Origin of the sequence: Enterobacter sp. HK-058-C-ECC (genome assembly GCF_047531125.1) — a bacterium.
Lineage (GTDB): Bacteria > Pseudomonadota > Gammaproteobacteria > Enterobacterales > Enterobacteriaceae > Enterobacter > Enterobacter quasiroggenkampii.
Genome location: NZ_JBLKCH010000003.1, coordinates 124,889 through 150,096, shown reverse-complemented (window position 1 = coordinate 150,096; position 25,208 = coordinate 124,889). Strand labels below are relative to the sequence as shown.

The 25,208-nt window shown below is 56.6% G+C and carries 23 protein-coding genes and 3 tRNA genes; 15 read left to right on the top strand and 11 right to left on the bottom strand.

Annotation, left to right across the window (positions count from 1 at the left end):
• Positions 1-19: 19 nt before the first annotated feature.
• Positions 20-1,351, bottom strand: a complete 1,332-nt coding sequence (gene argA / locus ACMWJS_RS08845) for an amino-acid N-acetyltransferase (protein WP_023294467.1) — start codon at positions 1,349-1,351, stop codon at positions 20-22.
• Positions 1,352-1,578: 227 nt separating this feature from the next.
• Between argA and amiC the strand changes: the two genes are divergently transcribed.
• A complete protein-coding gene (amiC, locus tag ACMWJS_RS08840; protein ID WP_021242006.1) occupies positions 1,579-2,832 on the top strand; it encodes an N-acetylmuramoyl-L-alanine amidase AmiC in 1,254 nt (417 codons plus the stop codon).
• 87 nt (positions 2,833-2,919) lie between these two features.
• Here amiC and ACMWJS_RS08835 read toward each other — a convergent pair.
• The 3 genes from ACMWJS_RS08835 to ACMWJS_RS08825 all read right to left on the bottom strand — a co-directional run bounded on the left by ACMWJS_RS08835 (position 2,920) and on the right by ACMWJS_RS08825 (position 3,238).
• Positions 2,920-2,996: transfer RNA gene (locus ACMWJS_RS08835), tRNA-Met, on the bottom strand.
• 44 nt (positions 2,997-3,040) lie between these two features.
• Positions 3,041-3,117, bottom strand: a tRNA-Met gene (locus tag ACMWJS_RS08830).
• Between the two features lie 44 nt (positions 3,118-3,161).
• A tRNA-Met gene (locus tag ACMWJS_RS08825) sits at positions 3,162-3,238 on the bottom strand.
• 208 nt (positions 3,239-3,446) lie between these two features.
• On the opposite strand from ACMWJS_RS08825, the gene mltA reads away from it, so the two are divergent.
• Both mltA and tcdA read left to right on the top strand, forming a co-directional pair.
• On the top strand, positions 3,447-4,544 hold the full coding sequence (gene mltA / locus ACMWJS_RS08820; RefSeq protein ID WP_414746957.1) for a murein transglycosylase A: 1,098 nt from the start codon (positions 3,447-3,449) through the stop codon (positions 4,542-4,544).
• A 75-nt stretch (positions 4,545-4,619) separates the two neighbouring features.
• On the top strand, positions 4,620-5,426 hold the full coding sequence (gene tcdA / locus ACMWJS_RS08815; protein ID WP_006811804.1) for a tRNA cyclic N6-threonylcarbamoyladenosine(37) synthase TcdA: 807 nt from the start codon (positions 4,620-4,622) through the stop codon (positions 5,424-5,426).
• Here tcdA and csdE read toward each other — a convergent pair.
• Entirely contained in the window at positions 5,417-5,863 is a 447-nt protein-coding gene (gene csdE / locus ACMWJS_RS08810) for a cysteine desulfurase sulfur acceptor subunit CsdE (protein ID WP_045908462.1), read from the bottom strand. The genes tcdA and csdE overlap by 10 nt on opposite strands.
• On the bottom strand, positions 5,863-7,068 hold the full coding sequence (csdA, locus tag ACMWJS_RS08805; RefSeq protein WP_048029183.1) for a cysteine desulfurase CsdA: 1,206 nt from the start codon (positions 7,066-7,068) through the stop codon (positions 5,863-5,865). Before csdA ends, csdE begins: the two co-directional genes overlap by 1 nt.
• Positions 7,069-7,260: 192 nt before the next feature.
• Between csdA and ACMWJS_RS08800 the strand changes: the two genes are divergently transcribed.
• The 4 genes from ACMWJS_RS08800 (at position 7,261) to rlmM (ending at position 10,283) form a co-directional block, all read left to right on the top strand.
• Positions 7,261-7,488 carry a YgdI/YgdR family lipoprotein gene (locus ACMWJS_RS08800; protein WP_008499648.1) on the top strand — a complete coding sequence of 76 codons (228 nt, stop codon included), beginning with the start codon at positions 7,261-7,263 and terminating at the stop codon, positions 7,486-7,488.
• Positions 7,489-7,837: 349 nt separating this feature from the next.
• Positions 7,838-8,755: a glycine cleavage system transcriptional regulator GcvA gene (gcvA, locus tag ACMWJS_RS08795; protein WP_008499647.1), complete on the top strand. Its 918-nt coding sequence runs from the start codon at positions 7,838-7,840 to the stop codon at positions 8,753-8,755.
• A gap of 39 nt (positions 8,756-8,794) precedes the next feature.
• On the top strand, positions 8,795-9,190 hold the full coding sequence (locus ACMWJS_RS08790) for a DUF423 domain-containing protein (protein ID WP_008499646.1): 396 nt from the start codon (positions 8,795-8,797) through the stop codon (positions 9,188-9,190).
• Positions 9,183-10,283, top strand: a complete 1,101-nt coding sequence (gene rlmM, locus ACMWJS_RS08785) for a 23S rRNA (cytidine(2498)-2'-O)-methyltransferase RlmM (RefSeq protein WP_048029185.1) — start codon at positions 9,183-9,185, stop codon at positions 10,281-10,283. Before ACMWJS_RS08790 ends, rlmM begins: the two co-directional genes overlap by 8 nt.
• A 62-nt stretch (positions 10,284-10,345) precedes the next feature.
• Here rlmM and xni read toward each other — a convergent pair whose 3' ends face one another.
• From xni to queF, 5 genes are all read right to left on the bottom strand, one after another.
• Positions 10,346-11,101 carry a flap endonuclease Xni gene (gene xni / locus ACMWJS_RS08780; RefSeq protein WP_021241892.1) on the bottom strand — a complete coding sequence of 252 codons (756 nt, stop codon included), beginning with the start codon at positions 11,099-11,101 and terminating at the stop codon, positions 10,346-10,348.
• A 112-nt stretch (positions 11,102-11,213) separates the two neighbouring features.
• Positions 11,214-12,581, bottom strand: coding sequence for an L-serine ammonia-lyase II (sdaB, locus tag ACMWJS_RS08775; RefSeq protein WP_414746956.1), 1,368 nt, complete (start codon positions 12,579-12,581; stop codon positions 11,214-11,216).
• A 65-nt stretch (positions 12,582-12,646) separates the two neighbouring features.
• Positions 12,647-13,942 (bottom strand): HAAAP family serine/threonine permease, encoded by a 1,296-nt coding sequence (locus ACMWJS_RS08770; RefSeq protein ID WP_045908466.1) that lies wholly within the window; start codon positions 13,940-13,942, stop codon positions 12,647-12,649.
• 515 nt (positions 13,943-14,457) lie between these two features.
• Positions 14,458-15,822 (bottom strand): nucleotide 5'-monophosphate nucleosidase PpnN, encoded by a 1,365-nt coding sequence (gene ppnN / locus ACMWJS_RS08765; protein WP_008499641.1) that lies wholly within the window; start codon positions 15,820-15,822, stop codon positions 14,458-14,460.
• 116 nt (positions 15,823-15,938) lie between these two features.
• On the bottom strand, positions 15,939-16,781 hold the full coding sequence (queF, locus tag ACMWJS_RS08760) for an NADPH-dependent 7-cyano-7-deazaguanine reductase QueF (RefSeq protein WP_063622377.1): 843 nt from the start codon (positions 16,779-16,781) through the stop codon (positions 15,939-15,941).
• 69 nt (positions 16,782-16,850) lie between these two features.
• On the opposite strand from queF, the gene syd reads away from it, so the two are divergent.
• The 8 genes from syd (at position 16,851) to ACMWJS_RS08720 (ending at position 25,204) form a co-directional block, all read left to right on the top strand.
• Positions 16,851-17,396, top strand: a complete 546-nt coding sequence (gene syd, locus ACMWJS_RS08755) for a SecY-interacting protein (protein ID WP_045908467.1) — start codon at positions 16,851-16,853, stop codon at positions 17,394-17,396.
• A 632-nt stretch (positions 17,397-18,028) separates the two neighbouring features.
• Complete coding sequence (locus ACMWJS_RS08750; RefSeq protein WP_023309024.1) at positions 18,029-18,358, top strand: YqcC family protein; 330 nt, start codon at positions 18,029-18,031, stop codon at positions 18,356-18,358.
• Entirely contained in the window at positions 18,355-19,131 is a 777-nt protein-coding gene (gene truC, locus ACMWJS_RS08745; RefSeq protein ID WP_414746955.1) for a tRNA pseudouridine(65) synthase TruC, read from the top strand. The genes ACMWJS_RS08750 and truC overlap by 4 nt, the downstream gene beginning before the upstream one ends.
• A gap of 24 nt (positions 19,132-19,155) precedes the next feature.
• Positions 19,156-19,605 (top strand): flavodoxin, encoded by a 450-nt coding sequence (locus ACMWJS_RS08740; protein ID WP_414746954.1) that lies wholly within the window; start codon positions 19,156-19,158, stop codon positions 19,603-19,605.
• 333 nt (positions 19,606-19,938) lie between these two features.
• Entirely contained in the window at positions 19,939-21,294 is a 1,356-nt protein-coding gene (gene gudP / locus ACMWJS_RS08735; protein WP_262821365.1) for a galactarate/glucarate/glycerate transporter GudP, read from the top strand.
• Entirely contained in the window at positions 21,294-22,634 is a 1,341-nt protein-coding gene (locus tag ACMWJS_RS08730; RefSeq protein WP_063622376.1) for an enolase C-terminal domain-like protein, read from the top strand. The genes gudP and ACMWJS_RS08730 overlap by 1 nt, the downstream gene beginning before the upstream one ends.
• Positions 22,635-22,646: 12 nt before the next feature.
• The gene (gudD, locus tag ACMWJS_RS08725; protein WP_414746953.1) at positions 22,647-23,987 is read left to right on the top strand and encodes a glucarate dehydratase; all 1,341 of its coding nucleotides are present in this window, start codon (positions 22,647-22,649) and stop codon (positions 23,985-23,987) included.
• A 77-nt stretch (positions 23,988-24,064) separates the two neighbouring features.
• Positions 24,065-25,204, top strand: coding sequence for a glycerate kinase (locus ACMWJS_RS08720; protein ID WP_414746952.1), 1,140 nt, complete (start codon positions 24,065-24,067; stop codon positions 25,202-25,204).
• The last annotated feature ends 4 nt before the right edge of the window (positions 25,205-25,208 follow it).

Here is a 25,208-nt window from a genome sequence, read left to right as displayed (position 1 = left end):
GGACGGTGAGGGCGTCATATCATCCCAGGTCTGCCATCAGCACTTTTGAACGGCGCTGATAGTTGTACATCTCTTTCTTCGTTTCCGGCAGGGAGTCAATATCCACCGGCGTGAACCCGCGCTCCTGGAACCAGTGAATGCTGCGCGTCGTCAGGACGAACAGCTTGCTCAGCCCCATCTGGCGCGCCTGTGCCGCCACGCGCTCAAGCAGCATTTCACCGCGTGAAGAGCTGCGGTAATCAGGATGCACCGCCACGCAGGCCATTTCACCGATCTTCTCTTCCGGGAACGGATAGAGCGCGGCGCAGGCGATGGTCAGGTTATCGCGCTGAATAATGGTGAATTTGTCGATCTCCATCTCCAGCTGCTCGCGTGAACGACGCACCAGAATACCCTGCTGTTCCAGCGGGCGGATCAGTTCCAGAATACCGCCGATATCGTTGATGGTGGCGCGGCGTATCTGCTCCGCGCTCTCCATGACAATCTGCGTACCAATACCGTCGCGGGAGAACAACTCCTGCAGCAGGGCGCCATCTTCCTGATAGCTGATCAGGTGGCTACGGCGCACGCCGCTGCGGCAGGCCTTCACGGCGCCACGCAGGAAGCGGACGGTGCCGGAGTAGTAATCGCCTTCGGCTTCCAGCGCCTCCACGCGGGCCTGGGCTTCATTCGGGAAGAGTTCCGGCACGATCGTTCCTTCATCGTTCACGACGCCCTGGGAGGAGCAGAACCCAATCATTTTTTCCGCCTTCAGCTTGATCGCCAGCTGCGTGGCGATCTCTTCTGAGGTGAGGTTAAAGCTTTCGCCGGTCACCGAAACGGCGACCGGGCCCATCAGGACGATGGCTCCGCTGTCCAGCTGGCGGTGTATGGCTTCTTCATCAATACGACGAATGCGGCCGCTGTGGCAGTAATCCACGCCATCGTCCACGCCGAGCGGCTGGGCAATGATGAAGTTGCCGCTCACGACGTTGATATGCGCGCCCTGCAGCGGCGTGTTGTTCAGGCTCATGGACAGGCGAGCGGTAATATCCAGCTGCAGCAGGCCTGCCGCCTGCTTCACCAGCTCAAGGGTTTTGGCATCGGTGACGCGGGTATGTTTGTGGTAAATCGGCTCATGGTGGTGAGCGGCCAGGTTGGCGTCGATCTGTGGGCGCGCGCCATAGACCACCACCAGGCGGATCCCCAGGCTGTGCAGCAGGCCAATGTCATTGACGATGCTGGAAAAATTTTCATGCTCAATGGCTTCGCCGCCAAGCATGATGACAAACGTTTTTCCCCGATGGGCGTTGATATAGGGAACAGAATGGCGGAATCCCTGGACCAGTTCGGTTCTACGTTCCTTCACCATGGCACAACCCTTAATGAATGTTTATTCGTAATTTCTGTATTTTTATTCGATTGTGGCCGCGTGTGCAAGCGCAAATTTTCCGCGACCCACAGAAAATGATAAGTAATCCGTGCGTTAGCGTATGATTGTTTACCCTTTTATAGATGACAGTTTATGCGTCATTCGTTAAAGTTTTCGGTCAATCTGGACATTTTGTATATCAATCAGTGTTCTTGCTCGGGAGAAGCATGTCGGGATCCAATTCAGCAATAAGCCGCCGCCGTTTGTTAAAAGGGGCCGGGGCAATGTGGTTGCTTAGCGTCAGTCAGGTCGGTCTTGCCGCCACCAGTCAGGTCGTGGCGGTGCGCGTCTGGCCATCGTCGACCTATACGCGCGTGACGGTCGAATCCAATCGCGTGCTGAAATATAAGCAATTTGCCCTCAGCAACCCGGAACGTGTGGTGGTGGATCTCGAAGGCGTTAACCTCAACTCCGTGCTGAAAGGGATGGCGGCGCAGATCCGCGGCGACGATCCGTTTATTAAATCGGCGCGCGTCGGGCAGTTCGATCCGCAAACCGTGCGCATGGTGTTTGAACTGAAGCAGAACGTGAAGCCGCAGCTGTTTGCCCTGGCGCCTGTCGCGACGTTCAAAGAGCGCCTGGTCATGGATCTCTACCCGGCCAATGCGACGGATATTCAGGATCCGCTTCTCGCTCTGCTGGAGGACTACAACAAGGGCGATCTGCAGCGTCAGGTTCCGCCGGCGCAAAGCGGTCCGCAGCCGGGGAAAGCAGGGCGCGATCGTCCGATTGTGATCATGCTCGATCCAGGCCACGGCGGCGAAGACTCCGGCGCGGTGGGGAAATACCGCACGCGTGAAAAAGACGTGGTTCTGCAAATTGCCCGTCGTCTGAAGGCGTTGATTGATAAAGAAGGCAATATGCGCGCCTATATGACGCGCAATGAAGACGTCTTTATTCCGCTGAAGGTCCGGGTGGCGAAAGCGCAGAAGCAGCGCGCAGATTTGTTCGTCTCGATCCATGCGGATGCGTTTACCAGCCGTCAGCCAAGCGGCTCGTCGGTGTTTGCGCTCTCAACCAAAGGCGCGACCAGTACCGCTGCGCGATACCTGGCGGACACCCAGAACGCCTCGGACCTGATCGGTGGCGTGAGCAAAAGCGGCGATCGCTACGTTGACCACACCATGTTCGATATGGTGCAGTCGTTGACCATTAACGACAGCCTGAAGTTTGGTAAAGCGGTGCTGGGCAAGCTGGGCAACATCAATAAGCTGCATAAGAACAGCGTTGAACAGGCCGGATTTGCAGTACTTAAGGCACCGGACATCCCGTCCATCCTCGTTGAAACCGCGTTTATCAGTAACGTGGAAGAGGAGCGTAAGCTCAAGACGGCAAAATTCCAGCAGGAAGTGGCGGAGTCGATTCTGGCAGGGATTCGTGCGTATTTCTCTGACGGGGCGACGCTGGCGCGGCGCGGGTAGATCTTTTGGCCGGGTTTACGCCCGGCAAATTCACAAACGACAGATACAAAAAAACACCCTTAAGGGTGTTTATTGTTTTAGAAGTGTTGGTTGCGGGGGCCGGATTTGAACCGACGACCTTCGGGTTATGAGCCCGACGAGCTACCAGGCTGCTCCACCCCGCGTCCGTCTTTCTACTCTTGTAGAAGCTTACTTCTTCAAATTTGATTGGTTGCGGGGGCCGGATTTGAACCGACGACCTTCGGGTTATGAGCCCGACGAGCTACCAGGCTGCTCCACCCCGCGTCCGTCTTTCTACTGTCGTAGAAGATACTTCATCAAATTTTAATTGGTTGCGGGGGCCGGATTTGAACCGACGACCTTCGGGTTATGAGCCCGACGAGCTACCAGGCTGCTCCACCCCGCGTCCGTGGATGCGCACTATACTCGGATAGGTTTGTGATGCAACCCCTTTTTCACATTTATCATGATTTTGTATGCAAATTGAACGACATGGCGCTGTTTGGACTATTTTTTGCGCAAAATTTGCCAAAGGGCATGCGATCGCATTTCATTAGCCCTGGCGGTTTGTTATCTTCATCACGCGGAAATGGGCAACTTAAAGACGAGACAGAATGAAAGGACGTTGGGCGAAGTATCTGATGGCGGGCGCAATGGTAGCGATTCTTGCGGCCTGTTCTTCCAAACCGACCGATCGCGGTCAACAGTATAAAGACGGGAAGTTATCCAAGCCTTTCTCTTTAGTTAATCAGCCTGATGCTGTCGGCGCACCGATTAATGCCGGTGATTTCTCCGAGCAGGTCTACCAGATCCGCAACGCGTCACCGCGTTTATATAGCGCACAGAATAACGTTTATAGCGCGGTACAGGACTGGCTGCGGGCGGGCGGCGATACGCGCAACATGCGCCAGTTTGGTATCGACGCCTGGCAGATGGAAGGGGCCGATAATTACGGCAACGTTCAGTTTACCGGCTACTACACCCCGGTTATCCAGGCGCGACACACGCGTCAGGGCGAATTCCAGTATCCTATCTACCGTATGCCGCCAAAACGCGGTCGTCTGCCGTCGCGCGCCGAAATCTACGCCGGTGCGCTGAGTGAAAATTACGTTCTGGCCTACAGCAATTCCCTGATGGATAACTTCATCATGGACGTTCAGGGCAGCGGCTACATTGATTTTGGCGACGGTTCACCGCTTAACTTCTTCAGCTATTCCGGTAAAAACGGCCACGCCTATCGCAGTATTGGCAAGGTGCTGATCGACCGCGGCGAAGTGAAGAAAGAAGACATGTCGATGCAGGCGATCCGCGAGTGGGGCGAAAAGCACAGCGAGGCCGAGGTGCGTGAGCTGCTGGAGCAGAACCCGTCGTTTGTCTTCTTTAAACCGCAAAACTTCGCGCCGGTGAAAGGGGCGAGCGCGGTACCGCTGATTGGCCGTGCGTCGGTAGCATCGGATCGTTCGATTATTCCTGCGGGCACCACGCTGCTGGCAGAGGTCCCGCTGCTGGACAACAATGGCAAGTTCAACGGCCAGTATGAGCTGCGTCTGATGGTGGCGCTGGACGTCGGCGGCGCGATCAAAGGTCAGCACTTCGATATCTATCAGGGCATTGGCCCGGATGCAGGCCACCGCGCAGGCTGGTATAACCACTACGGACGCGTGTGGGTACTGAAGGCCGCACCGGGTGCCGGAAACGTATTCAGCGGCTGATTGTGGTATTCTGAGCGCAATACGGATTACTGTTCAGGGTGAGGAGAACCTCACCCTTTTTACATCTGAGGTGTTATGTCTGTGGTAATCAGCGATGCCTGGCGCCAGCGTTTTGGCGGCACGGCACGTCTCTATGGTGAAAAAGCCCTGCAGCTGTTTGCGGATGCGCATGTCTGCGTCGTGGGCATTGGTGGTGTGGGGTCGTGGGCCGCAGAAGCGCTGGCGAGAACCGGTATTGGCGCAATCACGCTGATTGATATGGATGACGTGTGCGTCACCAACACCAACCGTCAAATCCACGCCCTGCGTGATAACGTCGGCCTGGCAAAATCTGAGGTCATGGCGGAGCGCATCCGTTTGATCAACCCGGAGTGCCGCGTGACGGTGATCGACGACTTTGTGACGGCAGATAACGTCGCGGAGTACATGAGCAAAGGCTACAGCTATGTGATTGACGCCATCGACAGCGTGCGTCCAAAAGCCGCGCTGATCGCCTACTGTCGTCGTTACAAGGTCCCACTGGTGACGACCGGCGGCGCGGGCGGGCAAATCGATCCGACGCAGATCCAGGTGGCCGATCTGGCGAAAACCATTCAGGATCCTCTTGCCGCCAAGCTGCGTGAACGCCTGAAAAGCGACTTTAACGTGGTGAAAAACAGCAAAGGCAAGCTGGGCGTTGACTGCGTGTTCTCGACCGAAGCGCTGGTCTACCCGCAGGCGGATGGCTCCGTGTGTGCGATGAAAAGCACGGCGGAAGGGCCAAAGAGAATGGATTGCGCCTCAGGCTTTGGCGCGGCCACCATGGTGACCGCTTCCTTCGGCTTTGTGGCGGTGTCTCACGCCCTGAAGAAGATGATGGCGAAGGCGGAACGTCAGGCCTGAGCCTGACGGGCGGCGTCCAGTACCGCGTCGCTGAGCGCGATCAACCCCTGACCGCGCGAGGCGCTGAGCTGCGCGCGCAGCCCCAGCTCATCAAATAACGCCAGCGGCGAGTGCGCCAGCAGTTCCGCCGCGCTTTTCCCTTCCACTGCCGTCAACAATACGGCCAGCAGGCCCCGAACGATGCGGCCTTCGCTGTCGCCGAAGAAGTGCAGCTTCTCGCCGGACACGCTTACGCCCAGCCAGACGCGGTTTTCGCAGCCAGCGATCTCTTTCGCCTGCGCCTTGAGATCGTCAGAGAGGGTCGGTAATTGCTTACCAAGAAGAATCAGCTGGCGATATTTATCTTCCCACTGTGAAAGCGGGGCAAAGGTCTGTTTTAACGTCTCTTCAGTGATGACGGTGCCAAACGGATGTCCGGCTAAAGCAGCGTGAGTCATTAATCCACCAGTATTTCAAGCGCGCGGTCAACGGCAGCGACCAGCGCGTCAACATCGCTTTGTGTGTTATAGGGCGCGAACGAGGCACGCAGCGTACCGCTCACGCCGAGCGCCGCCAGCAGCGGCTGCGCGCAGTGCTGCCCGGCGCGCAGGGCGATGCCATACCCGGCCAGCAGCGTCACCATGTCGCTGTGATGCACACCCGTAAAATCAAAGGCGAGCAGGCTTGAGTCCTGAACGCGGAACGAGCGGAAACCCGGGCGCTTCTTCAGTTCTTCCTCTGCCAGCGTCGCCAGTCCCCGGCTCCAGCTTTCAGCCTGAACAACGTCTGTTTCTGCCAGCCACTCCAGCGCCGCGCTTAGGCCAATGACACCCGCCACGTTCGGCGTACCGGCTTCCAGGCGGTAAGGCACATCCTGCGTTTTGAAACCGTCAAAAGTCACTTCGGTGATCATCTTGCCGCCCCCGAGCCACGGCGTCATTTTTGCCAGCAGTTCCGGCTTGCCATACAACGCCCCTATACCGGTTGGTCCATAGAGCTTGTGCCCTGAGAAGGCATAGAAGTCGATATCCAGCGCCTGCACGTCGGCGGGGAAGTGCACCACGCCCTGCGCGCCGTCGACCATCACCACCATCCCGCTGGCATGGGCTATCCGAATAGCCTGAGCCAGGTCCGGGCAACCACCGGTAACGTTGGACATCTGTCCGAGCGCCAGAATGCGGCTGCGGGGGGTAATCAACTCGGGGAGACGGGCCACATCGGGCAGAAGGTCTGCGCCAAGCGGAAGCTTCACCACGCGTGCACCCGTTTGTTCGGCCACCATCAGCCACGGTACCAGGTTGGCGTGATGTTCCGCCTCGCTGACGACGATCTCATCGCCCGGCTGAAGCAGCGGGCGCGCGTAGCACTGGGCCACCATATTGATGGCCTCGGTGGTGCCGCGCGTCCAGACGATGCTCTTCCCGCTTTCGGCATTGATCAGGTGCGCAACCCGATCGCGCGCCGCTTCATAGCGCGCGGTTAATCGCTGCGCTTCGGCAAACTGGCTGCGATGCACGTTCCCGGCGCTCAGGCTGTAGAACTGCTGCGTGGCGTCAATGACCGCCTGTGGCTTGAGGGCGGTGGCGGCACTGTCCAGATAAATACCGGCATCGGCCAGCGCCGGAAACTGTGCGCGGAACTGCGCAGGACTGAAAGCGTTCATGGGATTCCTCATTTCAATATCACGATCGTCGCGCAATTTCAGCGGCAGGGCAAGGAGGTTGATATCTATCGGAATTGTCTGCTTATCCTGATGACCCCAAAAAAGCAGGTTATGCTAAATAGTGTTAGGCGGATGTTTTAGCCTGTTATAAATCGAGGTTTGAATAGCATTAATTGCTAAAGGAGAATAATCATGAATAAGACAGCTGCAATCATCTCTGCCTGTGCGTTTACTTTTGCCCTGAGCGCCTGTTCCGGTAACAACTACGTGATGCACACCAACGATGGTCGTTCCATCGTTTCGGAAGGGAAACCGACAACCGATAACGATACCGGGATGATTTCGTACAAAGATGCTAACGGGAACAAGCAGCAGATCAACCGCACGGACGTGAAAGAGATGAAAGAGATCGAGCATTAACCGATCGCAGGCGAAAAAAAAGCACCGCAAATTGGCGGTGCTACATTAATCACTATGGACAGACAGGGTAAATGTACAGGAAGTGAAAAATTGGTAGCGTTGCTACCGTGGTCTGAATCGCAGACCAATTGCAAACACAACAACACAACATCACAACCGTAAGCCAAAAGCCCTTCAGAACACGCATTCCGAAAAAAGCTCTTCGTTCCGGCTCAGGAAGTGCCGCCACTATAGGTATTTGCTGGTAGTTCCTCAACGGACAAATTATAATGGCTCAGATAAAAAAAACTAATAGGTTAAACGTTGTTTCCTATTTGTTAAATTCCGTTAACATCTAAGCCAGATAACCATGTCAAAGCGATTGCCCCCCCTCAACGCATTACGTGTTTTTGATGCAGCAGCACGTCACCTGAGCTTCACCCGCGCAGCCGATGAGCTTTTTGTGACACAGGCCGCAGTAAGTCACCAAATCAAGTCTCTGGAGGATTTTCTGGGCCTTAAGCTGTTTCGTCGACGCAACCGCTCGTTGCTGTTGACCGAAGAGGGGCAGAGCTATTTTCAGGATATTAAAGAGATTTTTTCGCAGCTCACTGAAGCCACGCGTAAGCTACAGGCCCGCAGTGCAAAAGGTGCCCTGACTGTCAGTTTATTGCCCAGTTTTGCCATTCAGTGGCTGGTGCCAAGACTCTCAAGCTTTAACTCAGCTTATCCGGGGATAGACGTTCGAATCCAGGCCGTGGATCGTCAGGAAGACAAGCTGGCCGATGACGTGGACGTCGCGATTTTTTATGGTCGCGGTAACTGGCCGGGCTTGCGTGTTGAGAAATTATACGCAGAATATCTCCTGCCGGTCTGTTCTCCCCTGCTGTTAACGGGTGACAAGGCGCTGAAGTCCCCCGCTGACCTGGCGCAGCATACGCTTTTACATGATGCCTCTCGACGCGACTGGCAAACTTATACCCGTCAATTAGGTCTTACTCATATAAACGTGCAGCAGGGACCCATCTTTAGCCACAGTGCGATGGTGTTACAGGCTGCCATTCACGGGCAGGGCGTGGCGTTGGCGAACAACGTCATGGCGCAGTCCGAAATCGAGGCAGGTCGCCTGGTCTGCCCTTTTAATGATGTACTGGTCAGCAAGAATGCGTTTTATCTGGTTTGTCATGACAGTCAGGCAGAACTGGGTAAAATAGCCGCCTTCCGGCAGTGGATACTGGCGAAAGCGGCAAGCGAGCAAGAAAAATTCCGCTTCAGGTATGAACAATAACGTTTGTGTGCCGGGCACGCATTAATTCAGGACTTAAACATGACCAGCCGATTCATGCTGATTTTTGCCGCGGTGAGTGGCTTTATTTTTGTTGCACTGGGCGCCTTCGGCGCACATGTCTTAAGCAAGTCGTTGGGCGCTGTAGAGATGGGCTGGATCCAGACCGGCCTTGAATATCAGGCGTTCCATACGCTGGCGATCTTTGGGCTGGCGGTGGCGATGCAGCGCCGTATCAGCATCTGGTTTTACTGGAGCAGCGTCTTCCTGGCGCTGGGCACGGTGCTTTTTAGCGGCAGCCTCTACTGTCTGGCACTTTCGCATTTACGCCTGTGGGCGTTTGTTACACCTGTCGGCGGCGTCAGCTTCCTGGCGGGTTGGGTATTAATGTTTATCGGAGCTATCCGTCTGAAACGCAAGGGCGTTGTTCATGAATAAGGTTGTTTTATATTGTCGCCCGGGGTTTGAGAAAGAGTGCGCCGCGGAAATTACCGATAAAGCGGCGAAGCGCGAAATCTTCGGCTTTGCTCGCGTAAAAGAAAACGCGGGTTACGTGGTTTTTGAATGCTATCAGCCTGAAGATGCGGATAAGCTGGCACGCGAGCTGCCGTTCAGCTCGCTGATCTTTGCGCGCCAGATGTTTGTCGCGGGTGAGTTGCTGAAGGATCTTCCCCCGGAAGACCGCATCACCCCCATTGTCGGCATGCTGCAGGGCGTGGTGGAGAAGGGCGGCGATCTGCGCGTTGAAGTGGCGGATACCAACGAAAGTAAAGAGTTGATGAAATTCTGCCGTAAGTTCACCGTTCCGCTGCGTGCGGCGTTGCGTGATGCGGGCGTGCTGACGAACTACGAAACGCCGAAGCGTCCGGTGGTGCATATCTTCTTTATCGCACCGGGCTGCTGCTATACGGGCTATTCGTACACCACCAACAACTCTCCTTTCTTTATGGGCATCCCGCGTCTGCGCTTTCCGGCCGATGCGCCAAGCCGTTCCACGCTCAAGCTGGAAGAGGCGTTCCACGTCTTTATCCCGGCGGATGAGTGGGATGAGCGTCTGGCAAACGGCATGTACGCCGTCGATCTCGGCGCGTGCCCGGGCGGCTGGACCTATCAGCTGGTGAAACGCAATATGTGGGTATCGTCCGTCGATAACGGTCCGATGGCGCAAAGCCTGATGGACACCGGGCAGGTCACCTGGCTGCGTGAAGACGGCTTCCGCTATCGCCCGAACCGTAACAACATCTCATGGATGGTGTGCGACATGGTTGAGAAACCGGCGAAAGTGGCCGCGCTGATGGCCTCCTGGCTGGTAAACGGCTGGTGTCGCGAGACCATTTTCAACCTCAAGCTGCCGATGAAAAAGCGCTATGAGGAAGTGTCGCAGAACCTGGCCTACATTCAGGAGCAGATGGACGAACACGGGATTAATGTGGAGATCCAGGCGCGTCAGCTGTATCACGACCGCGAAGAGGTGACGGTGCATATTCGTCGCTGGTGGGCGGCCGTAGGCGGGCGTCGCGACGAGCGCTAATACGTGCTTTGTTTTGCCCGGTGGCGCTGCGCTCACCGGGCCTACAAAACCGTGTCGTCGTTTTAACGTTCTAACCTTAACTGCTGTAAATTCCCGTCCAGCTGTAAATCCGTCTGTAGCGTTGCGATTTCCCGGCAGATAAACGCCATCTCTTTATGCGCCTCCAGCTTCTTGCGCCATTTTTCTGGCACCTCATCCAGACGGGCGTAAATGCCTTCCAGACTCTGAAAATCGGTCAGCAACTGCGCGGCGCTCTTCGGCCCAATCCCGGCCACTCCCGGTACTTTAGAACTGCTGATCCCTGCCAGGCCCCAGTAATCCGGCAGTTGCTCAGGCGATACGCCAAATTCGCTGGCAATGAACGGCGCATCCAGCCAGCGTTTTTGAAAATAGTCGCGAATGCGGATAGTGGGGGAGAGCAGCTGGCAGTAGCCTTTGTCCGTTGAAACGATCGTGGCCTGATGCCCGGCACTCGCCACCTTTACGGCCAGGGTGGCCGCGAGATCGTCGGCTTCATTTCCCTGTGCGCCCCAGCAGGGGACGCCCCGCTGTTCAAATGCGGCGCGCAGCATGGGCAATTCGGCGTGAAGATCGTCCGGCATCGGTGCGCGTCCTGCTTTGTAGTCGGGCAGACGCTGGTGCCGCCAGCCCGTATTTCGGGCTTCGTCATCAAATACCGCGACCGCATGGGTGGGTTCACTGTGGCGGATAAGCTGTTCCAGCGCGTGCAGGCAGGTGTCTTTACAAGGCGTCCCCTGTACCGCATGGATACGGCGAATCAGGTTAAGTGCATCGACGATAAGTAAATGAACGGCCACAGATAATCTCCCTTCTATCTAATGCATGAAGGGTAACACTGTCAGCAGCATGAAACTATGAATGGTGGGGAAAACAGGAAGAAGCCTCGCAAAACGAGGCTTCCTGAGAGGCTTAATCGCAGGTTACGATCTTCATCGCCAGGCCGCCGCGAGAGGTTTCGCGGTATTTGGCGTTCATATCTTTACCGGTTTCGTACATGGTCTCGATAACCTTATCGAGACAGACGCGCGGTTCGCTGGTGCGGCGCAGCGCCATACGCGCCGCGTTCACCGCCTTCACGGAGGCAATCGCGTTACGCTCGATACACGGCACCTGTACCTGGCCAGCAACCGGGTCACAGGTCAGCCCCAGGTTGTGTTCCATGCCGATTTCCGCAGCAATGCACACCTGCGCCGGGCTTGCGCCCAAGAGCTCCGCCAGACCCGCTGCCGCCATGGAGCACGCCACGCCGACTTCACCCTGACAGCCCACTTCCGCACCGGAAATGGAGGCGTTCATCTTATATAGAGAACCAATCGCACTGGCCACCAGCAGGTAGCGCGCCAGCGAGTTCGCATTCACTTCACGGATAAACTTGTCGTAGTACGCCAGTACCGCCGGAACGATGCCGCAGGCACCGTTGGTCGGTGCGGTGACCACACGGCCCCCTGCGGCGTTTTCTTCGTTTACCGCCAGGGCAAACATGTTGATCCAGTCCACCACGGCCATCGGGTCCGTTGTCGTTTTGTCGGTGCTCACCAGCATACGGCGCAGCGCTGCCGCACGACGCGGTACGCGAAGCTTGCCCGGCAGAACGCCTTCGGTGGTGATCCCGCGCTCAATACCGCCGCGCATCACATCCCAGACGTTAGCGAAGTGCTGTTCCAGCTCCTCTTTGCTGTGCAGCGCCAGCTCGTTTTTCATCATCAGACCGGAGAGGGAAAGGCCCGTCTCCTGGCAGTGGCGCTGGAGGTCTGCCGCCGTTTTGTACGGATACGGCACCTCGACAGAAGAGGTGTTGGTTTGACCAAAGTGGTCTTCGTCGACGATAAAACCGCCGCCGATAGAGTAATAAGTCTGGCTGTATACCGCTTTGTCGCCGGCCAGCGCGGTGATGCGCATACCGTTTTCGTGCAGCGACAGGTTGTCCGCATGGAAATTCATGCAATGGTCAACCGGGAATTCAACCTCATGCTCGCCGTTCGCCAGCAGCAGGCGCCCGTGGGTGTTCACGTCCTGGATAAAGCCAGGGATCGCATCAATATCAACGGTGTCCGGCAGGTTTCCCGCCAGGCCCATGATAATGGCGATATCGGTGTGGTGGCCTTTCCCGGTCAGGGAAAGCGAGCCGTATACATCGACAACCACGCGGGTGACGTCGTGCAAAATGCCGCGTGCAATCAAGTCATCCGTGAACTGCTTACCGGCTTTCATCGGTCCGACGGTGTGAGAGCTGGAAGGACCAATACCGATTTTGAAAATATCGAATACGCTAATCATGATGCGTCCATTGCTTTCAGTCAGAGAGGAGGGCGTGCGCCGTCCGGGGACGGCGCGGGTGAGAATCAGAACATGGTGTACAGGGAGTAGAAGATCGCAGAGATAGCGATAAGCCCCATGATAACCACAAAGACGTTGCTGACATGACCGCTGTACTTACGCATAGCCGGGACTTTCTGAATCGCGTACATCGGCATCAGGAACAGAATCATCGCGATGACCGGGCCGCCCAGGGTTTCAATCATGCCCAGGATGCTTGGGTTCAGCGTCGCTACCGCCCAGGTGGTGAGCAGCATGAACAGTGCAGTGATTTTGTTCAGCTTGTTGATTTCAATGCTCTTGCCTTTACCGCGCAGAGATTTAATCACCATACCGTTGAAGCCTTCACGTGCGCCCAGGTAGTGGCCCAGGAAGGATTTGGTGATGGCGATCATCGCGATGATCGGTGCCATCCACGCAATCAGCGGTGCGTTAAAGTGGTTCGCCAGGTAAGACAGAATAGAGATGTTCTGCTCTTTCGCTGCCGCCAGGTCCGCCGGGGAGAGGCTCAGTACGCAGCTGAAGACGAAGAACATAACGGTCAGCACCATCATGACGTGAGCGCGTGCCAGAATGCTGGAGCACTTCTTCTCTGCGCCATCACCGTACTCTTCACGTTTCGCCACGGCGAAAGAGGAGATGATAGGAGAGTGGTTGAAGGAGAAGACCATAACCGGGATCGCCAGCCACAGGGTCATCAGCAGGCCGTTACCGGTCGCAGACGCGCTGCTCAGGGACAGGGTTTCCAGCGCTGCACCGTTCCACTGTGGGATCAGGTAGCAGGCCAGCAGCATCAGTGCGGCCACAAACGGGAACACCAGTACGCTCATCGCTTTCACAATCATCTGCTCACCGAAGCGCACGATGGTCATCATGCCGACAATCAGGATCAGAGACAGGATGGCACGCGGTGGTGGCGTCATGTGCAGCTGGTGCAGCATGAAGCTTTCAACGGTGTTGGTGATCGCCACGCTGTAAACCAGCAGGATAGGGTAAATCGCGAAGAAGTAGAGCAGGGTAATCAGTTTACCTGCGCCCACGCCGAAATGCTCTTCAACCACTTCAGTGATGTCTTCACCCGGGTTTTTACCGGACAGCACGAAGCGGGTCAGACCGCGGTGTGCAAAGAAGGTCATCGGGAAAGCAATGATAGCCATAATGATCAGCGGAATCAGACCGCCGACGCCTGCGTTGATAGGAAGGAACAGTACACCAGCGCCGATTGCCGTGCCGTAAAGGCCAAGCATCCACATGGTATCCGTTTTGCGCCAACCACTTCGGGATTCAATCGAAGCAACGGTGCTGGTTTGAGTGGTTTCCATCTGTATCTCCTGGAGGAAGCGAATTGTCAGGTTTTTAGTCAAATCCGATGAAAAAGTGCCTGACGGTAATATGAAATTCGTTCAGTGACGGTTTTTTAATAATTTTTGCCCGTAACTATTGGCGGGCGGAAAGATACATTCTAGTTATGAATCTATCAGTGATCGTGATCCCAAATGCAATAATCCACTTATGATGTGGGCATCTTTAGACCATTTATCTGTTAAAAAAACATCAAAGAGAATTTACGGGCGCGAAGGCTACCACCAACGACATGTGCGCTGAAAGACCGCCCCGTGATATAGGTGTCTTTCGCTGTAAAGAAATGGGTTTTTAGTATTTTCTGGCAGGTAATTTGGATTAAGGCTGATAATTTACGGTTGCAAAATGCAGGTAATCGTTTGCGTATGTGACAACTTTGTAAAAGATATAAGTGATGCCTATGAATTACATCAGGAATAAAAAAAGCCGGGACGCGCAACAGGGCGACCCGGCTTTGATGAGATATCGCTAAGCGTCAGGTGCAGATTTCGTAGCAAGGAATATAGGCTGAGCCCGGCAGCTTCATGCGGTGCTGGGCGACAAAGCCCTGAAGCATGTCATCCATACGGCGCATCATCTCCGGATCGCCGTGGATCTTGTACGGACCGTACTGCTCAATGGCGCGGATACCGACCTCTTTGACGTTGCCCGCCACAATCCCGGAGAAGGCGCGACGCAGATCGGCGGCCAGGACTTCCACCGGCTGATCCGGGTAAAGTTTCAGGTTCGCCATGTTCTCGTGTGAAGGCTCGAACGGGATCTGCAGATCCGGTGCAATGCGGATTGACCAGTTAAAGCTGTAGGCATCCCCGGTATCGCGACGGTTCTCTTTCACCAGCGGCATCGCTTTTTTCATCTGACGCGCCACTTCCGCAGCATCGTCGATGATGATGCGATAGTGACGACGCGCGGCTTCACCCAGCGTGTGCACGATAAACTCGTCCAGCACGCGGAAGTAGTCGGCGCTCTCTTTTGGTCCGGTCAGGATCAGCGGCAGAACCTGATCTTTGTTGGCCGGGTTCATCAGAATACCCAGCAGATAGAGCAGCTCTTCCGCTGTCCCCACGCCGCCCGGGAAGATGATGATGCCGTGGGCGATACGGACAAACGCTTCAAGACGTTTCTCGATATCCGGCATGATAATCAGTTCATTAACCAGCGGGTTAGGTGGCTCTGCGGCGATGATGGACGGCTCGGTCATGCCGATAAACCGTCCCTCTTTGTAGCGCTGCTGCGCGTGACCCACTGCGGCACCTTTCATTGGCGCTTCCATCGCACCCGGACCACAGCCGGTACAGATATTCAGCTCGCGCAGGCCAAGCTGGGTACCCACCCGACGCGCATAAAGGTATTCGGTTTCGTTAATGGAGTGACCGCCCCAGCAGACGACCATGTTCGGCGCTTCACCCACGTGCAGGGCACGGGCGTTGCGCAAAATGGAGAACACCAGGTTGGTGATATGGACCGAGCTTTCCAGATCGAGATGCTGGAAACGGCCTGCGTTGTGGATCTGCCCGTTAACAAACAGGATGTCACGCAGCACGGCAAACAGGTTAGCCTGAAGTGAACGGATGATGCGTCCGTCGACAAACGCCTCTTCCGGCGGGTTGATGACTTCAAGCTTCACGCCACGCTCGCGGCGCAGCACGTTGATATCAAAGCTTTCGAAGCGGGACAGCAGTTCTTTACTGTTATCTGTCAGGCTTCCGGAGTTCAGAACGGCAAGTGAACAGTTACGAAACAGTTGATAAAGATCGCTGCTGGCCGTGCGTTTAAGCATGTCCACTTCCAGCTGCGACAACATATCCATTGAGCCAAGCGGGCTAATATGTGTAATCAAGTGAGCTCCTTACGGGACGATTATCGTCTTTCCCTGTTGATTACAATAGCCCTGGCGCGTGACGTTTCACAACCTAAAGCGCGGAAGATACCGCGCATATTGTGAAAATATTTATATTACTGACGCACCAGCCGGCCCGTCGCCGGCACAAAATCGGTATTGGTGCGCCACGGGTTAATGTCCAGACCGCCGCGGCGGGTGTAGCGCGCGTAAACGCTCAATTTTTCTGGCTGGCAGAAGCGCTGAATATCGCTAAAGATGCGCTCCACGCACTGCTCGTGGAATTCATTGTGATGGCGGAACGACACCAGGTAGCGCAGCAGCTTTTCCCGGTCAATTTTCGGGCCGCGGTACTGGATCTGCACCGAGCCCCAGTCCGGCTGATGCGTGATCAGGCAGTTGGATTTCAGCAGGTGGCTGACCAGCGTCTCTTCGACCACCTTGCCGCTCGCCGCGTTTTCGAGGTAGTCCGCGCTGAATTCATAATTCTCCACCTCGATGTCCTGATCGTCGATGCAGGTTCCGTTGAAGTGGGCGACCGGCTGGCCTTCCAGCTCGTGCAGGCGATACAGTGAGACGCTCACCTTTCCCTGCGCGCAGGCGCTTAAATCACGTTCCAGGGTGTGCTGAACATCCTCCCAGCTGTTGAATTTGGTCTGGTTAAAGCTGTTGAGATAGAGCTTAAAGCTTTTCGACTCGACGAGATTCACGCTGGCGTAGTCCAGCTCAACGTGGCCCACCGCCACCTGCGGCAGGCCGCGCGCGTTGAGCCACGAGAGTTCGTACAGCGTCCAGATATCGCCACCCACGAACGGCAGCGCGTCCGCGTGCAGTCCCAGAGGATCGCGGTTCAGGCTACGCGGCACGCCCTGCAGCAGGCTTGCATCGTAGGTATCGCGGTAATCGGTCGATTTACCCAGCGTTAAGCCGGTTAACGCCTGATGATTTTCGTAAGACATGTTTCATAGCCACTTTACAGGTACACTTATGGCCTGAGTTTATCCTGTCTGACAAGAAGAGAGAAATCGGTGGACATCGAAACTGCAAATGCCCTCACTACCTTTACGACCCGCTACTGCGACGCATGGCATGAAAAGCAGGGCACGTGGCCGCAAAGCGCTGATTTATATGGCGTCCCTTCGCCATGCATTATCTCTTCGCTTGATGATTACGTGATCTGGCAGCCGAAGCCGAATACCGGCGAGCAGAATGTAAATGCGGTTGAACGGGCAATGGACATTGTGGTACAACCAGCGGTTCATGCGTTTTATGCCACGCAGTTTGCAGGGGATATGCCTGCGCGCTTTGCGGACATGACGCTGACGCTGTTGCAGACCTGGAGCGAAGACGATCTGCAGCGTGTTCAGGAAAACCTGATCGGTCATCTGGTCACGCAAAAGCGCCTTAAGCTTTCTCCGACGCTCTTTATCGCCACGCTGGACAGCGAGCTGGACGTTATCTCCGTCTGTAACCTGTCAGGTGAAGTGATTAAAGAGACTATCGGTACCCGCAATCGCGAGACTCTCGCCCCCTCTCTTGCGGATTTCCTCACCCGACTTGAGCCCCTTCTGTAATCCATGCTGCTACAGCGCGTGTGAGAGATCTCTTACAAGGTTTGTGAGAGATCGCTGGAACATTCAGTATTACCTCATTAAATTCAGATTAATATCACTCTATTTTTCAATGCATTAGTTGTTCATCCTATTATTTTTAGGGAGTCCCGGCGTCTTACAACGCTGGCTGAGTGGGTTGTAAGACGAAGCGGAATAGCGGATTCTATCTCCGTCGACAGGAAGCCGACACGAGAAACGAACATCAGGATGATGGCGTTTCTCACACAGGACTCGTCAGGATGGCGCTGCAGGAAGGCTTCAGGATGAAGCAAAGTGGATAACGCAGGATGCGTAAGGGACACCTCCAGGAAGGAGAACGAGAGCCGGTCAGGATGGTCGGTGGGTCAGGAAGGCCAGGACGTTTCAGGATGAAACAAACACGTCAGGAAGATGTGTGCAGGATGCGAAAGGTAGACGGATGACCAGGCCTTCGGGCTTCAGGAAAAGTTGTCACGGATGAGCAGGGAGCACGAATTGTAGCTGGAATGCTGCGGAACGAACCGGGAGCACTGTTTTTACAGTGCTCCCTTTTTTTATTTCTGCCTTTCGCAATGCTATGCTGCGCGCCGTTCACATTTTCAGTTGAGGTTACTATGACGCAACACGATAGCGTTCGTGCTCAGTTGCACGCCATCGAAGCCCTTTTGCGCCAACATCAGCTGTGGCAGGAGACCGCGCCGCAGCCAGAAGCGTTCGCCAGCACCCAGCCCTTCTGCCTGGATACGCTGGCCCCGTTTGAGTGGCTGCAGTGGGTGTTAATTCCGCGCATGCACGCCCTGCTTGAGGGGGGGCACCCCTTGCCGCAGGCGTTTGCTGTCTCTCCCTATTATGAAATGGCGCTCGAAGCGACGCACCCTGCGCGCGACGTCATGCTGGTCGAACTGGAAAAACTGGATGCCCTGTTTGCCGGTGAAGATGCATGACGCTTGAGATCCTCTATCAGGACGAGTGGCTGGTGGCGGTGAATAAACCGTCAGGCTGGCTGGTGCACCGCAGCTGGCTGGATCGCGACGAGAAAGTGGTGGTGATGCAGACCGTTCGCGACCAGATTGGTCAGCATGTATTTACCGCCCATCGCCTCGACCGGCCGACCTCCGGCGTGCTGCTGATGGGGCTTTCCAGCGAAGCTGGCCGTGTGCTGGCGCAGCAGTTCGAACAGCACCAGATCCAGAAGCGCTACCACGCGGTCGTGCGTGGCTGGCTGACCGAGTCTGCCACCCTGGACTACCCGCTGGTGGAGGAACTGGACAAAATTGCCGATAAATTTGCCCGCGATGATAAAGGCCCGCAGCCCGCCGTGACGGATTATCGCGGCATGGCGACGACGGAAATGCCGGTGGCCACCAGCAAATTTCCGACCACACGCTACAGCCTGGTTGAGCTTCTGCCCAAAACCGGGCGTAAGCACCAGCTGCGACGCCATCTTGCGCATCTGCGCCACCCGATTATTGGCGACAGCAAACACGGTGATTTGCGCCAGAACCGCAGCGCGGCCGAGCACTTTGGCTGCCATCGTCTGATGTTACACGCAAGCGAGCTCAGCCTGACGCACCCGTTTACCGGCGAGCCGCTGACTATCCGTGCGGGGCTGGACGACGTCTGGATGCAGGCGCTGTCACAGTTTGGCTGGCTCGGACAACTCCCCGAAAATGAAAGGGTTGAGTTTGTATCGGGCAACGTTCAGGATGAAGAGTAAGCGCATTCAATATGGGAAAATAGCATGGCTGAAGTAGGCATTTTTGTCGGCACAATGTACGGCAACTCGCTGCTGGTCGCGGAAGAGGCGGAGGCGATTCTGGCAAGCCAGGGCCATAAAGCCACGGTCTATGAAGATCCGGAGCTGGCGGACTGGGAAAAGTATAAAGATAAATACATTCTGGTGGTGACCTCCACCACCGGGCAGGGCGATCTGCCGGACAGCATCGTGCCGCTGTTCCAGGGCATTAAAGACCAGCTTGGCTATCAGCCAGATGTTCACTACGGCATCATCGCCCTCGGCGATAGCTCTTACGCAAACTTCTGCGGCGGCGGCAAGCAGTTCGATGCGCTCCTGCAGGAGCAGTGCGCCCAGCGCGTGGGCGAGATGCTGCTGATTGATGCGGGTGAGCACCCGGAGCCAGAAAGCGAATCAAACCCGTGGGTGGAGAACTGGGCCTCACTTCTCAAATAACACTCTGCCCGGCGGCGCTTCGCTTGCGCGGGCCTACGGGTTTTCCAGGCCGGGTCAGGCGTAGCCGCCACCCGGCATTACCCCCTGCCCCAAACGCCATTTCCGTGAACCACCTTCCACTCCTCTGGGCTTATGCCCTAAACAACCTCCCTTACACCCTTTAATACTGTGTTTTTGCACGGTGAGGTGAAGAGGCACTCCTTCATATACTTTTCCGGTCACGATAAAACGGCTTCAGGCCGTACCAAAACGACAAAATCTATCTCATTCTGCTTACCCTACCGGTGCTGTACAGAATGAACCAGGCGAAAGCTATGTTTCAGGAGTGCAACAATGAGTTCATTAAGCCACGCAGCGAGCAGCGCTGAAAAGCGCACCAATGCCCGCTACTGGATAGTGGTGATGCTGTTTATCGTCACGTCCTTTAACTATGGTGACCGCGCCACGCTGTCGATTGCCGGCTCGGAAATGGCAAAAGATATCGGCCTCGATCCCGTGGGCATGGGTTACGTTTTCTCCGCCTTCTCGTGGGCCTACGTCATCGGGCAAATTCCTGGCGGCTGGCTGCTGGACCGCTTTGGCTCTAAACGGGTCTATTTCTGGTCCATCTTTATCTGGTCGATGTTTACCCTGTTGCAGGGCTTCGTCGATATCTTCAGCGGCTTCGGCATTATCGTGGCGCTCTTCACGCTGCGCTTCCTGGTGGGGTTAGCGGAAGCGCCTTCCTTCCCGGGCAACAGCCGCATTGTGGCGGCCTGGTTCCCGGCGCAGGAGAGGGGAACGGCGGTGGCGATTTTTAACTCCGCACAGTACTTCGCGACGGTGATCTTTGCGCCCATTATGGGCTGGCTGACCCATGAGGTGGGCTGGTCGCACGTGTTCTTCTTTATGGGTGGACTCGGGATCGTCATCAGCTTTATCTGGCTGAAAGTGATCCACGAACCCAACCAGCATCCTGGCGTAAACAAAAAAGAGTTGGAGTACATCGCAGAAGGCGGCGCGCTGATCAACATGGATCAGAAATCCTCGACGGCGAAAGTCCCGTTCAGCCAGAAATGGGCGCAGATCAGGCAGCTCGTCGGTTCGCGCATGATGATCGGGATCTATCTGGGCCAGTACTGTATCAACGCCTTGACCTACTTTTTCATCACCTGGTTCCCGGTTTACCTGGTGCAGGCACGCGGCATGTCGATTCTTAAAGCGGGGTTTGTCGCCTCGGTTCCGGCCATCTGCGGCTTCGTGGGAGGCGTGCTCGGCGGGGTCATTTCCGACTGGCTGATGCGCCGCACCGGTTCCCTGAACATCGCGCGTAAAACGCCTATCGTGCTCGGCATGCTGCTCTCCATGACCATGGTGTTCTGTAACTACGTCAATGCCGAGTGGATGATTATCGGCTTTATGGCGATGGCCTTCTTCGGCAAAGGCATTGGCGCGCTGGGCTGGGCGGTGATGGCGGATACGGCCCCGAAAGAGATCAGCGGCCTGAGCGGCGGTCTGTTCAACATGTTCGGCAATATCTCCGGGATTGTTACACCCATCGCTATCGGCTACATCGTCGGCACCACCGGATCGTTCAACGGTGCGCTAATCTACGTGGGTGTGCATGCGCTGGTGGCGGTGCTGAGTTACCTGGTGCTGGTGGGGGATATCAAACGCGTCGAACTTAAACCTGTTGCGGAGCGTGGCTGATGACAACGCAATCGAGCCCAACCGTCACGGAGATGAAGGTCATCCCGGTGGCCGGGCAGGACAGCATGCTGCTCAATATTGGCGGTGCGCATAACGCCTGGTTTACCCGTAATATCGTCGTGCTAAAAGACAGCGCAGGAAATACCGGCGTGGGCGAGGCGCCAGGCGGAGAGGTGATTTACCAGACGCTGGTCGATGCCATTCCGCAGGTCGTGGGGCAGGAGATTGCCCGCCTGAACAAGGTGGTTCAGCGGGTGCATAAGGGCAATCAGTCGGCAGACTTTGAGACGTTCGGAAAAGGTGCCTGGACGTTTGAACTGCGCGTCAACGCGGTTGCCGCCCTGGAAGCGGCTCTGCTTGATTTACTGGGGAAGGCGCTCAATGTCCCGGTCTGCGAACTGCTGGGGCCCGGCAAACAGCGCGATGCAGTCACCGTGCTGGGCTATCTGTTCTACGTTGGCGATCGCAATAAAACCGATCTCCCCTATCTGGCCCGAACCGCGGGCGACCACGACTGGTATCAGTTGCGCCACCAGGAAGCGCTCTCCAGCGACGCGGTGGTGCGGCTGGCCGAGGCGGCGCAGGATCGCTACGGCTTTAAGGATTTCAAGCTGAAGGGCGGCGTACTGCCCGGCGAGCAGGAGATTGAAACGGCCCGGGCGCTGAAACGGCGCTTCCCGGATGCACGGATCACCGTCGATCCCAACGGCGCATGGCTGTTGGATGAAGCCATTAGCCTGTGCAAAGGGCTGGGGGATGTCCTGACCTATGCGGAAGACCCCTGCGGCGCGGAGCAGGGCTTCTCGGGCCGCGAAGTCATGGCCGAGTTCCGTCGTGCCACCGGGCTGCCGGTGGCGACCAATATGATTGCCACGAACTGGCGCGAAATGGGTCACGCGGTGATGCTGAACGCCGTCGACATACCGCTGGCGGACCCGCACTTCTGGACGCTCTCCGGCGCAGTGCGCGTGGCCCAGCTGTGCGATGACTGGGGGCTCACCTGGGGCTGTCACTCGAACAATCACTTTGATATTTCGCTGGCGATGTTTACCCACGTTGGCGCCGCAGCGCCGGGTAACCCGACCGCCATCGACACCCACTGGATTTGGCAGGAAGGGGAAGCCCGCCTGACGAAAAATCCGCTGGAAATCACAGAGGGCAAAATTGCCGTACCGGATGCGCCGGGCCTGGGCGTGGAGCTGGACTGGGATCGGATCCAGAAAGCCCATGAGGCGTATAAAAAATTGCCGGGCGGCGCGCGTAACGACGCGGGCCCGATGCAGTACCTTATTCCCGGCTGGACATTTGACCGTAAGCGCCCTGTTTTCGGACGTCACTGATAAAAGGATTGAATGATGAGTACTTTATCTACCCCTGTCGTCACCGCCATGCAGATTGTTCCGGTAGCGGGCCATGACAGCATGCTGATGAACCTGAGCGGCGCGCACGCCCCGTTCTTTACCCGCAACATTGTCATTATCAAAGACAATGCTGGCCATACCGGCGTGGGCGAAATTCCGGGCGGGGAGAAGATCCGCAAAACCCTGGAAGAGGCCATTCCGCTGGTGGTGGGCAAAACGCTGGGCGAATACAAAAATGTCCTCAACACCGTGCGCAATACCTTTGCCGATCGCGATGCCGGGGGCCGGGGCCTGCAGACCTTCGATCTGCGCACCACTATCCACGTGGTGACCGCAATTGAAGCCGCGATGCTGGATCTGCTGGGCCAGCATCTGGGCGTTAACGTTGCGTCGCTGCTGGGCGAGGGGCAGCAGCGCAGCGAAGTGGAAATGCTGGGCTATCTGTTCTTTGTCGGCGACCGCAAGCTGACGCCACTGCCTTACCAGAGCCAGCCCGAAGAACAATGCGCCTGGTACCGGCTTCGCCACGACGAGGCAATGACCCCGGATGCGGTGGTGCGCCTGGCGGAAGCCGCTTACGAGAAATATGGCTTCAACGATTTTAAACTGAAGGGCGGCGTGCTGGCCGGGGAAGAAGAGGCGGAAGCCATCACCGCGCTGGCAAAACGCTTCCCGCAGGCGCGCGTGACGCTGGATCCGAACGGCGCCTGGTCGCTTAATGAAGCGATCGCGATCGGCAAGCAGCTGAAAGGCGTGCTGGCATATGCGGAAGATCCATGCGGCGCTGAACAAGGCTTCTCTGGCCGTGAAGTGATGGCGGAATTCCGTCGCGCTACAGGGCTGCCAACCGCGACCAATATGATTGCTACCGACTGGCGTCAGATGGGGCATACCTTATCCCTCCAGTCAGTCGACATTCCGCTGGCTGACCCGCACTTCTGGACGATGCAGGGCTCGGTGCGCGTGGCGCAGATGTGCCATGAGTTTGGCCTGACCTGGGGTTCGCACTCCAACAACCACTTTGATATCTCTCTGGCGATGTTCACGCACGTCGCCGCCGCCGCGCCGGGCACCATCACGGCTATCGACACCCACTGGATCTGGCAGGAAGGTAATCAGCGTCTGACTAAGCAGCCGTTTGAGATCAAAGGAGGCATGGTGCAGGTGCCTTCCACGCCGGGGCTGGGGGTTGAGCTGGATATGGATCAGGTCATGAAGGCCCATGAGTTGTATCAGAAACACGGTCTGGGCGCGCGCGACGATGCGATGGCGATGCAGTATTTGATCCCGGACTGGGCATTCGACAATAAACGTCCGTGCATGGTACGATAAACGCATTGGGACCGCTCCCACTGGCGGTCTTTTACGTGGTGTATGCTTAACGTAACGACTATGCGTAAGGATGGCTTATGAAAATTGTTATCGCACCGGACTCGTATAAGGAAAGTTTGAGTGCGCTTGAGGTTGCGACAGCGATAGAACGTGGTTTTCGCGAGATCTTTCCCGAGGCGGTTTATGTGAAACTGCCGGTCGCGGACGGTGGCGAAGGGACGGTTGAGGCGATGATCGCTGCAACGCAGGGAAGCATTGTGCATGTTCCGGTGACCAGCCCGCTGGGCGAGCGCGTGGAGGGGTTCTATGGCTTGTCCGGAGATAAGCAGAGCGCCTTTATTGAAATGGCGGCGGCAAGCGGCCTGGAGTTGGTTGCACCTTCGCTGCGTAATCCGCTGAAAACCACCTCCTGGGGCACGGGCGAACTGATTCGTCACGCGCTGGATGCGGGCGTTAAGCATATCATTATTGGCATTGGCGGCAGCGCCACCAATGACGGCGGCGCAGGCATGGTGCAGGCGCTGGGTGCGAGGCTGCTGGACGACAATGAACAGCCTCTTGGGCTGGGCGGGGGCGAGCTGGGAAAACTCGCGCGTATCGACCTGAGCGGGCTGGACAGACGTCTGGCGGAGTGCCGGATTGAGGTGGCCTGCGATGTAACCAATCCGCTTACCGGGAAGGACGGCGCGTCAGCCGTATTTGGCCCGCAGAAGGGGGCCACACCCGAGATGATCGTCACCCTGGACAACGCGCTTGCGCACTATGCGAGCGTGATTGCCCGGGACCTGGATATTGATGTGCTAAACCTTGCTGGCGGCGGCGCGGCGGGGGGCATGGGCGCGGCGCTCTACGCCTTTTGCGGCGCGCAGCTGCGCCAGGGCATTGAGATTGTGACCGATGCGCTACACCTGGCCGACCAGGTGGCCGATGCGGATCTGGTGATCACGGGAGAAGGCCGCATTGACAGCCAGACGATCCACGGCAAAGTCCCGGTGGGGGTGGCGAAGGTGGCGAAACGCTTTAACAAACCCGTTATCGGCATTGCAGGAAGCCTGACGGCGGACGTTGGCGTGGTACACGATCACGGCATTGATGCGGTGTTTAGCGTGATCTACACCATCTGCTCGCTGGAAGACGCGCTGGAAAATGCCGGCGAGAACGTCAGGATGGCCGCAAGAAATATCGCGGCGGTGCTGAAAGTGGGGCAGGCATTTTAGCTGG

What these genes read in the sequence shown, in the direction of transcription:
- gudD (WP_414746953.1), top strand. Translation starts at nt 22,647, where the DNA reads ATGATGAGTACTTTATCTACCCCTGTCGTCACCGCCATGCAGATTGTT.
- argA (WP_023294467.1), bottom strand. Translation starts at nt 1,351, where the DNA reads ATGGTGAAGGAACGTAGAACCGAACTGGTCCAGGGATTCCGCCATTCT.
- ACMWJS_RS08750 (WP_023309024.1), top strand. Translation starts at nt 18,029, where the DNA reads ATGACGCAACACGATAGCGTTCGTGCTCAGTTGCACGCCATCGAAGCC.
- csdE (WP_045908462.1), bottom strand. Translation starts at nt 5,863, where the DNA reads ATGACTCACGCTGCTTTAGCCGGACATCCGTTTGGCACCGTCATCACT.
- ACMWJS_RS08740 (WP_414746954.1), top strand. Translation starts at nt 19,156, where the DNA reads ATGGCTGAAGTAGGCATTTTTGTCGGCACAATGTACGGCAACTCGCTG.
- rlmM (WP_048029185.1), top strand. Translation starts at nt 9,183, where the DNA reads ATGAATAAGGTTGTTTTATATTGTCGCCCGGGGTTTGAGAAAGAGTGC.
- csdA (WP_048029183.1), bottom strand. Translation starts at nt 7,068, where the DNA reads ATGAACGCTTTCAGTCCTGCGCAGTTCCGCGCACAGTTTCCGGCGCTG.
- gcvA (WP_008499647.1), top strand. Translation starts at nt 7,838, where the DNA reads ATGTCAAAGCGATTGCCCCCCCTCAACGCATTACGTGTTTTTGATGCA.
- gudP (WP_262821365.1), top strand. Translation starts at nt 19,939, where the DNA reads ATGAGTTCATTAAGCCACGCAGCGAGCAGCGCTGAAAAGCGCACCAAT.
- tcdA (WP_006811804.1), top strand. Translation starts at nt 4,620, where the DNA reads ATGTCTGTGGTAATCAGCGATGCCTGGCGCCAGCGTTTTGGCGGCACG.
- mltA (WP_414746957.1), top strand. Translation starts at nt 3,447, where the DNA reads ATGAAAGGACGTTGGGCGAAGTATCTGATGGCGGGCGCAATGGTAGCG.
- ACMWJS_RS08730 (WP_063622376.1), top strand. Translation starts at nt 21,294, where the DNA reads ATGACAACGCAATCGAGCCCAACCGTCACGGAGATGAAGGTCATCCCG.
- ACMWJS_RS08790 (WP_008499646.1), top strand. Translation starts at nt 8,795, where the DNA reads ATGACCAGCCGATTCATGCTGATTTTTGCCGCGGTGAGTGGCTTTATT.
- queF (WP_063622377.1), bottom strand. Translation starts at nt 16,781, where the DNA reads ATGTCTTACGAAAATCATCAGGCGTTAACCGGCTTAACGCTGGGTAAA.
- amiC (WP_021242006.1), top strand. Translation starts at nt 1,579, where the DNA reads ATGTCGGGATCCAATTCAGCAATAAGCCGCCGCCGTTTGTTAAAAGGG.
- ACMWJS_RS08720 (WP_414746952.1), top strand. Translation starts at nt 24,065, where the DNA reads ATGAAAATTGTTATCGCACCGGACTCGTATAAGGAAAGTTTGAGTGCG.
- ACMWJS_RS08770 (WP_045908466.1), bottom strand. Translation starts at nt 13,942, where the DNA reads ATGGAAACCACTCAAACCAGCACCGTTGCTTCGATTGAATCCCGAAGT.
- sdaB (WP_414746956.1), bottom strand. Translation starts at nt 12,581, where the DNA reads ATGATTAGCGTATTCGATATTTTCAAAATCGGTATTGGTCCTTCCAGC.
- truC (WP_414746955.1), top strand. Translation starts at nt 18,355, where the DNA reads ATGACGCTTGAGATCCTCTATCAGGACGAGTGGCTGGTGGCGGTGAAT.
- ACMWJS_RS08800 (WP_008499648.1), top strand. Translation starts at nt 7,261, where the DNA reads ATGAATAAGACAGCTGCAATCATCTCTGCCTGTGCGTTTACTTTTGCC.